This window comes from Flavobacterium sp., assembly GCF_043760115.1.
Taxonomy (GTDB): domain Bacteria; phylum Bacteroidota; class Bacteroidia; order Flavobacteriales; family Flavobacteriaceae; genus Flavobacterium.
Window position 1 is genome coordinate 1 of sequence record NZ_JAYUPK010000149.1, and the last position, 13,093, is coordinate 13,093.

The window sequence follows — 13,093 nt, forward strand, 5'->3', positions numbered from 1 at the left end:
GGTTCCTTTTCAAGTACTTCAATTGCAAGCCCAATATTTACTGCTCCAACATTAGCTGCTGGTGGTGCAGATGTAAATTGTTTAGTTACACTTTTAGTTACTGATGCTTGTAATAGAAAATCATTTAAATCCTATCCAATAACAATAATTGCTCCACCAGCACCACCAATTGCTAATAATGATGTTTATGGAACTTATAATTCTAACACAATTTTAATTACACCATTATTAAATGATACTGATTTAGATAATGATATTAATCCAGCTTCACTAATAAATACTTCGCCATTAACAGTTGCTGGTGGTACTTTTGTATCTAATAATAACGGTACATATTCTTTTATTCCTACTATTGGTTTTGTTGGAACAGCTACATTAACTTATCAAATTTGCGATTTTACTCCATCAGGAAGTCAATATAATGGTCCTTTTTGTAGTACTGCAGTAATAACTGTAAATGTTGCTTCAAGTCCATGTGCTTCTAATCAAACGGTTTCATCTGTTGTAGATTATGGATTGGCTGTAACATCATCTGTAACTTGGAATACTCCATTAAATGCTCTTGGTGTTCCAAATGCTACAGGTTCTAATTCTACTGCTGCAACTGGTTCAATTGTAATTGATTTAGGCGCAGGAAATAGTCCTTTAATTGGAAGTCAAATTCAATTTAGAATTTATAGTACAAACGCCAGTAATGTTACAGGAACGATAGATGCATCTACAACTACAACTTTTCCTCAAGCACCAGTTGCAGTTTCAACAATTGCACCATTGGCAAATCCAAGTATTGTTGTATTTAATGTATCACAAGCCAATACAAGATATGTTAGAATAACTGGAATAAATAGATTTGGTTTAGAATCTATAACTTACAATAAATTAGTTTGCGTAAATTCTAATGCCGATGTTAGAATAGTAAAATCGGCAAGTACATTATCTCCAAATTTTGGTTCTTCAATAACTTTTACACTTGTAGCAAGTAATCTTGGACCAGATACAGCAACCAATGTTAATGTTACAGATCTTTTACCATCAGGATATACTTTTACTAGTGCAACTCCATCTGTTGGAACATATAATTCTGTAACTGGTTTATGGAACGTTGGTAGTTTATTAAATGGTGGTTCTGCAACTATTTCTATTGTTGCTACAGTTAATTCAACAGGTAACTACTCTAATTCAGCATCAATTTCTTCTAATCAAAATGATCCAACACTTGGAAATAACACAAGTACAAGCACACCAATTCCAGTCGCGCAAGCTAATGTTGGCGTTATTAAAACATCAAATAATGACACACCAAATGTTGGAAGTACAGTAACTTTTACAATTGTTGCAAACAATTTGGGACCAGACACAGCAACTAATGTAACAGTAACAGATTTGTTACCTAGTGGATATACTTATGTAAGTTCTACAACAACTACAGGAAGTTATGTTAGCGGAACAGGAATATGGTCAATAGGAAGTTTAGCAAATGGAATAAGTCAAACTTTAACTGTTTCAGCAACAGTAAATGCATCTGGTAATTATGCTAATACAGCAACAATAACTGCAACTGAAACAGATAGTACTTTAGGAAACAATACTTCAACAAACACGCCAATACCAATTGATGTGACCGATTTAAGAGTGGTTAAAACTGCCAGTAACTTAACTCCTTATATTGGTGATACCATTACTTTTACGATTGTAGCATCTAATTTTGGTCCTAGTAATGCAACTGGAGTAAATGTATCTGATGTTTTGAGTGATCATTACACTTTTGTTAGTAGTTCAGCAACTTTAGGAACTTATGATAGTTTAACAGGAATATGGACAATAGGAAATTTAAATAATGGTGTTTCACAAACACTTACTATTACTGTAATTGTAATTCCATAAATTCCTTAAACAAATTTCGTTCTTGCCAAATAATTTTTAATTAGATGTTTTAAAATTAATTTCTAGAGGAATTAGTTGAATTGCATTTTCATTTCTATAATTATCAGTTACTATCATTTGATATTGTTTATTTGGTTCTAATTTTACAGTATACGTTACTGATTTTTCATCTTCTGAAAATTTAGCTGCTATTATTTTTGGATAATAATCTTTACCTAATTTTCCAAAATCCATACTTCTAAATCTAACATCCATTTTTATTGAGAATTCAAATGTAATCTCTGTTGTGTTAGGGTTTACAGTTTGTTGACCATTTTTAAATTCTTTAATATTTGTGATATAAGGTCTTGATTTTTCGAAGTTATTTTTTAGTTTTTTTATTGATCTTGAAAAATAGTTAGTTTCATCAATAAATTTTTCAATTTCAACTTGATTATTATAATCTAATTCAATTAATTTTTTTATGGCTTGCTTTTTATCACTCGATTGATTATAATATTTTTCGGCAATTGCATAACCAACATAATATCCTAAATCTCTTGTTTTAAATTGTTTTTTTAAATCGTTATAAATCCAATTATAATACCAATAAGAAAACATTTCTTTCTCAAAAACATTTTTAATTTTTTTATTATTTAATTTCCCATATTCAATTGCTGGTGTTGGAGATTTTAATGACAGAGCAACAACAGGAATAAATTCTGCAATTCCTTCATATAAACTCTGCGATAACAGGTCATAACCGCCTTCAGTTTTTTGTTGTGTGTGAACGTACTCATGAATATTTAAAAAAACAATTTCTTTATTAGGATTTTGTTTTAAATAATTTGAGAAATAATCAAGCTCTTTTGGAAACTCTTTTGAAATAGTGTTTTCATCTCCAAGAGCCATTTCACTGCCAATTAATACTGAACCATCCATTATAGTTCCTGGTGTTTTAAATGCTCCAATTGTAAAATAAATACTTGCAGGTTTAAGTGTTGGATAAATTACCTTTAACTTATTTATTCCGAGTTCAAGTTCACTAGAAATTGTTTTTGATTTAAGGGTATTTTGTCTAATAGAATTCCAAAATAATGGATAATTATTTATAGCATCAACATAAGATTTTGCATTATATCGCCTTGCTATCATTATGTTTTTTAATCCAATAGTTCCTTTTTTAATATATAATTTTGTGATATATTCATTTTGTAAAACAGTGTCTTTTGTTGTAGTAATTTTGTCAAAAGCATTCCAAAAATTATCAATATCTGTTGTAATGATTGCATTGTTTTCAGTTTGACTTTTTACAATTATAGGAAACAAGAAGAATAAGAAAAGTATAAAGATTTTATTTTTCATAATTTAATTACTTTTAAATAATTTTGTTAAAAATAAATCTAAAAAAACTATAAAAATTGTAAAAATGGAATACCTTTATTTACTTGAACGGATTTCGTTCTTGCCAAATAGTTTCTGGTTCTAAATAAGGAAAAATTTTAAACATATAGTTGTTTAAAACCTTATTAGAATGCTTAATATATCCAAACATTTTTATCGGTTTTGCACCTACAGAACTTTTAATTTCTAACGCAGTTCTAGCAAAAATAATTGATGTAAATTGTTTTTTTATAGCATAACCAATCATGTCGTAAAGCATATTTAAATACAACATTTTTTCTTTTTGAATTTTTTCATCATAACCAAGAAAATAAGTATCTAAAGCATTTCCGTTTTTTATAATTGTGTTAAAACCAATGAGTTTTTCATCAAGAAAATAACCATAAATTAAAAATTTATCTTGTAAGTTTTTTTTAAAAATTTCAATATGATTTTCTGTTAAAAAGAACGTGTTGAATGGTGCATTTTTTGCTACATAAAAATATAAATTATAAAGCTGTTTTTCATACTTTTTTATTTCCTCAAAAGGTATTTTTCGCTTAACAATTCCATCCAGTTTTTTATGAGAACGTTTATATTGATCGCGATATTTTTTAGATAAAGAATCAATATAATCTTGCTGTGTTTTCCAATTTTCATTTAGCTTAAAAACCATATTGGGTTGTGTAGAAAACTGAAAAAAATCTTCGAAATTTGCTTTCTCAAAATGTTGAATTTCGTCTTCTTCAAAGTCTTTAAAAAGTGTAATATGAACTTTTTTATTTAGTTTTTTAAAATGATTTTCAAGTTCAATTGAAGCCAATTTTAAAGATTTTATAACTTCAATTTTATTGCAATTTTCTATAATACAAAACGCATTTTGACCAGTTAACATATTATTTCCTATTACTAAAACGTGTGATGAAAATGTTTTAAAAATAAAATTTCTTAAGTACTTTTTTAAGCATTTATCTCTTTCGCCAAACGATTGTAGTTGATTTAAATCTATAAATTGAGAAACCGCAATACCAATAAGTTTTTGTTGATTAAAAATTCCTATAAAATTACAAGTCATGTTTGCAGGCGAAGATTTCTCTAAAACGATGAGATAATCTGTAGTTAAAAAAATATTTTCTTTAGCCAAATCATTCCAATTTAAAGGAAGTAAAGCTGTAGAGTTGTAAATTTTATAAGAATATATAGATGTCAATTGGGCGCAATAATTTTGTCAAATTTAATCAAAAAAGTTAAAGTTGTTGGGATGTATTTTATAATTAGTATTTTTATAAAAAACCTACTGTAGTTATGAAAGTATATACAAAAATTGAAGCAAAACCCGAGTTAGAAAAACTAAGCGGTTGGAAATTTGAAAACAGCGGAATTGAAAAAAAATTTGTGTTTAACGATTTTAAAGAATCGTTAGTATTTATAAATAAAGTTGGTGCTTTGGCAGAAGAGCATAATCATCATCCAGAATTGTTTAATGTGTACAATAAAGTAAACATTAGATTATCAACTCACGATTATAATGGCGTTACCAATAAAGATTTTAATTTGGCGAAAGCCATAGATTTATTGTAAAAATAATCCGATTTTAAAAATTTAAAATCGGATTTAATATTTTGTTTATTATTTCATTCCACATATAATTGCTCCCATAATTGTACACGTAACAATCCAATATCCGCCAGCAATTAATACATATTTCCAACTTCTTCTTTCATATAATGCGCCAACTCCAATTATGGGTAAAGCTAAAAATAATCCAGTAAAAATACCGTGAAATGCACCGTGTTTAAAAGTTTTAAATGTGTTGCCGTAAACATCCATATAATTTTTTAATATTGACGGATCAACGTTTTTTACATCAACAGTTGCTGAATAAGCACTAAATTGATGAATAACTAAAAATTGCAATGTGAATGCAATAAAGAATGCATAAAGTAATGACATTGCGAAAATTGCTATCATATTATTTCCTTTCATTGTTTCATTTGTAACGCCAGATTCACGCATCCAAATAGTTCCAAATACTTTAGGATTGTACCAAATAAATCCTACTATAAGAGTAGAAAATGCAGCTAATAAAAGCGCTAAAAAATTGAAGTCCATATTATTGTTTTATTGGTTAGTATATCAAATGTACATTATTTTTAAAAATGCTAAATAAATCCATCAATAATTTAACTTCGTATATAAATAACTTTAACAAAACTAAACTTTAATATGATTTATCCACAAGTGCCCAACAATGAGAAAGAACGACAAGATGCAGTAAATAAATATAAAAATTTAAAAGAATTATCATCAGAAAGTTATGACAATATAACAAGTTTAATTGCCACAATTTGTGATGCTCCAATTGCTTTAATATCTATAATTGATAATGATACTAATTTTTTTAAATCTACTTATGGTTTAGATATAAAAGAAAATACTAGAACAATGTCTTTTTGTGGACATTCTATACATTCTGATTTAGATATTTTTATTGTAGAAGATAGTAGACTTGACAATCGATTTTGCAATAATCCATTTGTTTTAAACGGTATGGCAATTTTTTATGCAGGAGTTCCACTTATTACATCAGATGGTTATAAGCTTGGAACACTTTGCGTTTATGATTGTAAACCTAGAATATTGAACAATAATCAAAAAACGGCACTTAAAATTCTTGCTAAACAAGTAATTATATTGTTTGAAAAAGAATATCAAAATACCTATTTAAATAATTTAAAAGAAAGTTTAAAAAATAGAAATGACGAACTTGAAAAATTTGCAGGCATAATTTCTCACGATTTAAAATCACCATTGGCAAATATTATTTCTTTAACTCAGTTACTAGAAGAAGAAAATAAAAACCTGTTAAGTGAAGATTCGCAATTGTATTTAAAATATTTAAAATCATCTTCATTTTCTTTAAGAAATTACATTGATGGACTTTTAAGTTTTTATAAAAGTGATTCATTTATGACAAAAAATAATGAGGTTGTAGATTTAAATGTTTTAATTGAAGAAGTAAAAAAAATGCTTCTGCTAAATGATAAAATTTCAATAAAAACAAATTTTGAAACACCATTTGCAACTACTGATAAAGCAGCGTTACAACAAATTATATTAAACTTAGTTTCTAATGCTATTAGATATAATAGTAAAGAAAATTGTGTAATAGATATTTCATTTCATCAAGATGAAAAGTTTTTATTTTTTAAAGTTAAAGATAATGGTAACGGAATTACTCAAGAAAATTATGCTAAAATTTTCGAGCTATTTCAAGTTTTAGAATTAGAAGATTATAGTGGTGAAAAAGGTAGCGGAATAGGATTGGCAACTGTAAAAAAAGTGGTAGAAAATCTTGGTGGAACAATAGAATTAAATTCTGAGATTAATATAGGATCAGAGTTTATGTTTTCAATATCAAAATAAATAAGTAAGAATTTAAATATAAAATAAGTTAATTAAATTAAAATATATGTAGTTAATCGATTTTATTTGCGTTTAAACTTACGTTGCTTGTATTTTTACTCCAACAAATAGAAATATTATGAAATCAATTTTTACTTTATTACTTGTAACTTTATTTTCGATATTTAGTTTTGCAGAAGTTTCTGTTTTAGAAAAAAATGCATTGATACAATTTTATAAATCTACCAATGGAGAAAATTGGACTACTAAATGGAATTTAACTCAACCAGTTGCTACTTGGAAAGGTGTAACTTTATTAAATGAAAAAGTAGTTGCTATTACTTTACTAGACAATAATCTTTCTGGAACAATACCAAGTGAAATTTCAAATCTTGAATTTCTAAAAACATTAAATTTATTTAAAAATAATATTTCAGGATCAATTCCGGCATCTATAGGTAATTTAAAATCTCTTGAAGTTTTAAATATATCTTTCAATAAATTATCTGGAAACATTCCATCAGAAATTTCTAATGCAACTTCTTTAAATACAATCGAACTTTATATGAATATGCTAACTGGAGAATTGCCAAATTCAATTGGAAATCTTTCAAGTTTAAAAATCTTATCATTATATAACAATTTAATTTCTGGAGAAATTCCTTATTCATTATATACTTTAAATTCACTTCAAGTTTTACAATTAAACAGTAACAAACTTTCGGGAAAATTAAATCCTTCAATTGCTAACTTATCATCTTTAGAAAGTTTAAGTTTATTTGATAATAATTTTAAAGGTCAAGTACCTTTTGATTTAGAAAAACTCAATAATTTAAAAGAAATGAATATTTCGTACAATAAATTTGACGGATTAGTTTCTAAAAAATTAGCCAAAAAAGATGTTTTAAACATGACCATGATAAACGAATTTGGTGTAGCAACAACATTAAAAGTAGAACTTGATAAAAATTCGGCATTAGCATCAGAAGATTAGAAAAAATTTATTTAGTAAAAGAAACCTTATAATTTATAAGGTTTTTTTTGATGTTAAAAAAAATGCTTTATATTTGGAGGTTTTTAATTTACAATAAAACCTACTAATTTTTTTTAAATATGATAACTCAATCAAATATACTTTTGGTAGACGACCATTTGGTGGTTAGAAAAGGTATCGAAATTATTTTAAATGATAATTTTAAAAATTGCACAGTGTTTAATTCTGAAGATTATAACGATGCATTAAAAATACTGCAAACAGTAACTATAGATTTAATAATTTTAGACATAAATATTAATGGCTTTGAAGATATAAAAATTGTAAAAGCAATAAAAGAAATTCAGCCAAATATTAAAATTCTTGTATTTACGTCGTATCAAGAAAACCAGTATGGTGTTAGATATATTCAACAAGGTGCTAATGGTTTCTTAAATAAGTTTTGTTCAGAAGAAGTTTTAATTAACGCTATAAAATCTATACTTGAAAAAGGATATTATTATAGTAGAGAGTTGCAAGAAAAATTAAATCAAAAAGTTAATAAAAAAAATTTAATTTACACAATTGATAGTTTATCTAATAGAGAATATGAAATATCTAAACTTTTAGTTAATGGATATGGAAATCTTGAAATAGCCAATTTATTAAATATTCAAATGTCAACAGTAAGCACATACAAAAATAGAGTTTTTGAAAAATTAAACATAAATAATATAGTTGCCCTTTCAGAAATTCTTAAAGAAGAGAATTAACACCAAAGTAGTATTAATTCTACATTTTTTTTATTACAAATTATATGTACCTTTGTACATTATTACTTACTATAATAAATTAACCTAACATTACGGTTTATGCATAACTCTACTTACTCGCTTTTAAGGATTAAAACTTTAATCCTTAGTTTTATTATTGCATTATTTTCATTAACTTCTTTTGCAGAAGGTACACCAACATTGTCTCCCAATTCTACGGCAATTACGGCAGTAGGTTGTGTGCCAGATATTGGTGCTGGTTCTAATTTAGGATCGGCAGATGATAATAGAATTTATTTTGAAATAAATAATAATGCAACAGAAAATCTTTATTTTGGATTTGACTGGAGAACTTACAATGCAGGTTCGCCAGCTAGAGCAAATAATTTATGGTATAAAATTTACAGTCCAGCAGGTGTAGTATTAGTTACTGCACAATGGAGCATTGTAACCACTTCTGCAGGAAGTATAAATACATATGCTGCAGCAATTGTTGGTCCAAATATTGGTGGTGTAACAACAGGTTATTCACCTTTAACTTTTGATCCTTTACCTGCAAACGGAAATGGTGCATATTGGATAGAATTTTATAGAAGTAATGATGCTGGAGCAACACAAGATTTAACTGGAGGAACTGGTAGAGCAGTTGCGCCATATTTTGATTTAACAGTTGCTGACAATTCTGGAGCATTTACAAAAAGAAACGGTAGAGTAAGATGTGATAAATGGAGTTTTGTAGCAGTTGATCCAAGTGCAACTACACCATTTGGTATTATAACTACAGCATCTGCAGAACCTATATTGTATGCATATACAACAGATCAAACACTAGTAAAAATAGATTTTGAAGCAGGTTTTCAACCAATTGCTTTTAATGTTGCTGTAAATAGTTATGGAGTTACATCTACTGGAGCATTTACAACAACTAGAAGATCAATAAATAGTGCAACAGCACCAACACTTGCAAACGGATATCGAGTATTTTTAAATATTCCAGATGTAGTAAATTATCCAATAGGAGCAATTCCGGCTAATCCAATTTTTGTTTCACCAGTAGTAACTGGTTGCGGTCCATATACAGTAAATTTTAATAATGCTGTTGCTGGAGATGTTAGATTGTTATTAGATTTAAATGGAACTGCGGGTTTTCAAGCAGCAAGTTCAGATAGAATTTTAGAAGCATTCGATTTAGTAGCTGGAAATAACTCTTTAGTATGGAATGGTTTAGATGGATTAGGAGCAACCGTTGTTTCTGGTTCAAGTTTTAATTTAGCAATTACATTTGCTAAAGGAAGATTTAATTTACCATTATATGATGCCGAAGTTAATAAAAATGGATTAAAAGTTTCCATAGTTGCACCAACACCAATTGCTAATGCTCAAATGTATTGGGATGATACTGCTTTGGTAAATCAAGGAACCACTTGTGCCGCCGCAACTGATAATCAAAATAATTTAACAGGAACAGGAACAAATAATTCCCTTGCTGGTAGACTTTCTCCTTCTCATGCATGGAATGGAAATGGTAATGCTGCTAATACAATTCCAGCTCCGGCAGTTGGAACAAATGATACTGATGCATTACAATGTAACGATTATGGTAATGTTAGAATAATTAACACTTGGGGTTGGGGTTATACATCTGCGGCAACTACTTTAAATTTAGTATTTGGTTGTGCAGATTTAGCAATAAATAAAGTAGTAAATTTATCTAATCCTCCAATAGGTAGCGATGTTGTATTTACAATTAACGTTCAAAATAATGGAGCTTCATTAAGTCCAAATACAATTGTTAATGATGTATTGCCTTCAGGTTATACTTTTGTTAGTGCAACAACGGCAACAGGAACATATACAAGTGGAACTGGTGTTTGGAATATTGGGACTTTGGCAAATGCTGCAACAGCTTCTTTAGCTATTACTGCAACTGTTAAATCTTCTGGGTCGTATGCAAATACAGCTTCAATTTCAGGAAATCAAGTTGATTCGGCATTACCTAACAATACAAGTACTGCTACTCCAATTCCTGTTCCTTCAGCAAATATAGGTATATTAAAAACAGTAAATAATTCTAATCCAGTTGTAGGTTCAAATGTAGTATTTACATTAGTTGCTAATAATTCTGGTTTAAGTAATGCCACTGGAGTTAATGTTACAGATTTGTTGCCAAGTGGGTATACTTATGTAAGTTCAACAGTAACTATTGGAACTTATACAATAGGTACTGGAGTATGGTCAATAGGTAATTTAGCAAATGGAGTTAGCGAAACTTTAACAATTACAGCAACAGTAAATCCAACAGGTAATTTCACAAATTCTGCTACAATTTTAGGAACAGAATTTGATCCAATTACTTCAAACAACTCAAGTGATGTAACTACAACTCCAGTTGCATCATCTAATTATGGTATTGTTAAAACTGCAAGTACAAACATTCCATTAATTGGAAGTTCAATTACTTTTACATTAACTGCAAATAACGCAGGACCAAGTAATGCTACTAATGTTAATATTACTGATTTATTACCAAGCGGATATACTTATGTAAGTTCTTCAACAGTATCTGGTTCGTATAATAATGTTTCAGGAATTTGGGCAGTTGGTAGTTTGTTAAATGGAGCAAATGCGACTTTAACAATTACGGCTACAGTTAATGCGACAGGAAATTATACTAATTCTGCTGCAATTACTGGTACAGAAAATGATCCATTATTGGGAGATAATGTTAGCGATGTAACACCAATACCTGTACCACAATCTAATGTTGGAGTTTTAAAAACAGTAAATTCGTCTAATCCAAGCGTTGGAAGCAATGTAGTCTTTACAATTGTAGCCAATAATGCAGGACCAAGTGCAGCAACAGGAGTAAATGTTACAGATTTATTATCAACAGGATACACCTTTGTAAGTTCAACTGTAACTTCTGGGACGTATAATAATGTAACTGGTATTTGGTCAGTTGGAAGTATTGCGAATGGTTCTTCACAAACATTAACTATAACTGCTACAATTAATAGTTCAGGAGATTTTAATAATTCAGCATCAATTTCGGCTAACGAAACAGATCCAGTTTTAACAAATAATAATTCAACAATTTCTACAAGTCCTATTGTTTCTGCAACTTGTTCAACTAATATTTTAGTTAATCCAAGTTTTGAAATTCCAGTTGAGGTTGGTTTGGGTAATCATATTTATCCATCACCTTATTCTGGTTGGTCAACATTAAATGGTGCACAATTAAATGTTGTAAAAGTCGATGGTTCTCCATATTCATCTGGACCAATTTTACCACATGGAACTGGAACTCAATATTTAGATATTGCTAGTGCAACTGATTTTCCAATTCAAACTTTTGTTTTAACTTCTGCATCTAAATTTTCTTTTTCTGGTTGGTTTAGTAGTAGAGATGGATTTAATGTTGCAGGTTACGAAAATTGGACAGGAAGAATAGATATTCTAGATTCTTCAAACAACATTGTTGCATCTTCATCTACTCAAAATTTCGTCTCTTCTACACCAAAAGATACTTGGTATTATGTAAGTGGAAATTCAAATTTTTTACCTGCAGGAACTTATAAATTTAGAGGATTTGTTGGTAATTATGGACATATAGACGACACATATTTATGTATCACACCTGGTATTGATGCTGTTGATGATTCATCAGTCACTCTTTCATCATCAAATGTTATCACAACCGTTGGTAATGTAACTTTAAATGATACTTTAAATGGAGCATTTGTTACGGCTACCAATACTGATGTAACGCCAATCACAACAGGACCATTATCAATTGATTCAGAAGGTATTTTATTTCTAGCAGCTAATACACCTACAGGAACATATACAATTACTTATCAAATATGTGAAGTTGCACCGAATGGATTAGACTGCGACACAGCAACAGCTACAGTAGTAGTTGCTAATCCAATAGATGCGGTAAACGATTCAACAGTAACAGTTGCATCAACAAATGCAATAGTAATCGCATTAAATGCTTTAACCAATGACACATTAAGTGGAATAGCAGCCACAACAACCAATACTAATGTTACAGTATTAACAACTGGACCATTAAGCATTGATGCAGATGGAATAGTAACTGTTGCAGCGAACACACCAAGTGGAACATACACTATTACTTACCAATTATGTGAAGCTAATCCAACAACAGGATTAAATGTAACACCAGCGAATTGTGATACAGCAGTAGCAACAGTAATAGTTGCCAATCCAATAGATGCCATCAACGATGGACCAACCACGTTACCAACAGCTACTACACCAACAATAGTTCAGAATGTAACTGCAAATGATTTATTAAATGGAGTTGCTGTAACAGCAGCAAACACCGATGTAACATCTGTAACAACAGGACCATTAAGTATAGATACAAATGGAGTTTTAACATTAGCACCAAATACACCATCAGGAACATATGCAATAACGTACCAATTATGTGAAGTAGGATCGAATCCAGCGAATTGTGATACAGCAGTAGCAACAGTAATAGTTGCCAATCCAATAGATGCCATCAACGATGGACCAACCACGTTACCAACAGCCACTACACCAACAGTAGTTCAGAATGTAACTGCAAATGATACATTAAATGGCGTTGTAGTAACAGCAGCGAATACCGATGTCACACCAATTACAACAGGACCATTAAGTATAGATTCAGAAGGTGTATTAA

Annotated in this window: 9 protein-coding genes; 6 read left to right on the forward strand and 3 right to left on the reverse strand. The window is 29.2% G+C overall.

The annotated features are described in order from the left end of the window. A partial coding sequence (locus tag ACH2BC_RS12900; protein WP_395054415.1) for an Ig-like domain-containing protein occupies positions 1-1,884 on the forward strand: 1,884 nt, incomplete at its 5' end. A gap of 36 nt (positions 1,885-1,920) precedes the next feature. On the opposite strand, the gene ACH2BC_RS12905 is transcribed toward ACH2BC_RS12900, so the two are convergent. Together ACH2BC_RS12905 and ACH2BC_RS12910 are read right to left on the reverse strand one after the other, a co-directional pair. After that, the gene (locus ACH2BC_RS12905; protein WP_395054416.1) at positions 1,921-3,228 is read right to left on the reverse strand and encodes a hypothetical protein; all 1,308 of its coding nucleotides are present in this window, start codon (positions 3,226-3,228) and stop codon (positions 1,921-1,923) included. 79 nt (positions 3,229-3,307) lie between these two features. Then, on the reverse strand, positions 3,308-4,456 hold the full coding sequence (locus ACH2BC_RS12910) for an 8-amino-7-oxononanoate synthase (RefSeq protein WP_395054417.1): 1,149 nt from the start codon (positions 4,454-4,456) through the stop codon (positions 3,308-3,310). A 95-nt stretch (positions 4,457-4,551) separates the two neighbouring features. On the opposite strand from ACH2BC_RS12910, the gene ACH2BC_RS12915 reads away from it, so the two are divergent. Next, on the forward strand, positions 4,552-4,827 hold the full coding sequence (locus tag ACH2BC_RS12915; protein ID WP_395054418.1) for a 4a-hydroxytetrahydrobiopterin dehydratase: 276 nt from the start codon (positions 4,552-4,554) through the stop codon (positions 4,825-4,827). A 48-nt stretch (positions 4,828-4,875) separates the two neighbouring features. Here ACH2BC_RS12915 and ACH2BC_RS12920 read toward each other — a convergent pair whose 3' ends face one another. Continuing rightward, on the reverse strand, positions 4,876-5,358 hold the full coding sequence (locus ACH2BC_RS12920) for a DUF1761 domain-containing protein (RefSeq protein WP_395054419.1): 483 nt from the start codon (positions 5,356-5,358) through the stop codon (positions 4,876-4,878). A gap of 114 nt (positions 5,359-5,472) precedes the next feature. On the opposite strand from ACH2BC_RS12920, the gene ACH2BC_RS12925 reads away from it, so the two are divergent. From ACH2BC_RS12925 to ACH2BC_RS12940, 4 genes are all read left to right on the forward strand, one after another. Beyond that, a complete protein-coding gene (locus tag ACH2BC_RS12925; RefSeq protein ID WP_395054420.1) occupies positions 5,473-6,672 on the forward strand; it encodes an ATP-binding protein in 1,200 nt (399 codons plus the stop codon). A gap of 118 nt (positions 6,673-6,790) precedes the next feature. Continuing rightward, positions 6,791-7,645, forward strand: coding sequence for a Two component regulator three Y domain protein (locus ACH2BC_RS12930; RefSeq protein ID WP_395054421.1), 855 nt, complete (start codon positions 6,791-6,793; stop codon positions 7,643-7,645). A 119-nt stretch (positions 7,646-7,764) separates the two neighbouring features. After that, a complete protein-coding gene (locus ACH2BC_RS12935; RefSeq protein ID WP_395054422.1) occupies positions 7,765-8,397 on the forward strand; it encodes a response regulator in 633 nt (210 codons plus the stop codon). Between the two features lie 99 nt (positions 8,398-8,496). Then, positions 8,497-13,093: DUF11 domain-containing protein (locus ACH2BC_RS12940; RefSeq protein WP_395054423.1), on the forward strand; the 4,597-nt coding region annotated here is incomplete at its 3' end.

What these genes read in the sequence shown, in the direction of transcription:
- ACH2BC_RS12905 (WP_395054416.1), bottom strand. Translation starts at nt 3,228, where the DNA reads ATGAAAAATAAAATCTTTATACTTTTCTTATTCTTCTTGTTTCCTATA.
- ACH2BC_RS12915 (WP_395054418.1), top strand. Translation starts at nt 4,552, where the DNA reads ATGAAAGTATATACAAAAATTGAAGCAAAACCCGAGTTAGAAAAACTA.
- ACH2BC_RS12920 (WP_395054419.1), bottom strand. Translation starts at nt 5,358, where the DNA reads ATGGACTTCAATTTTTTAGCGCTTTTATTAGCTGCATTTTCTACTCTT.
- ACH2BC_RS12925 (WP_395054420.1), top strand. Translation starts at nt 5,473, where the DNA reads ATGATTTATCCACAAGTGCCCAACAATGAGAAAGAACGACAAGATGCA.
- ACH2BC_RS12930 (WP_395054421.1), top strand. Translation starts at nt 6,791, where the DNA reads ATGAAATCAATTTTTACTTTATTACTTGTAACTTTATTTTCGATATTT.
- ACH2BC_RS12935 (WP_395054422.1), top strand. Translation starts at nt 7,765, where the DNA reads ATGATAACTCAATCAAATATACTTTTGGTAGACGACCATTTGGTGGTT.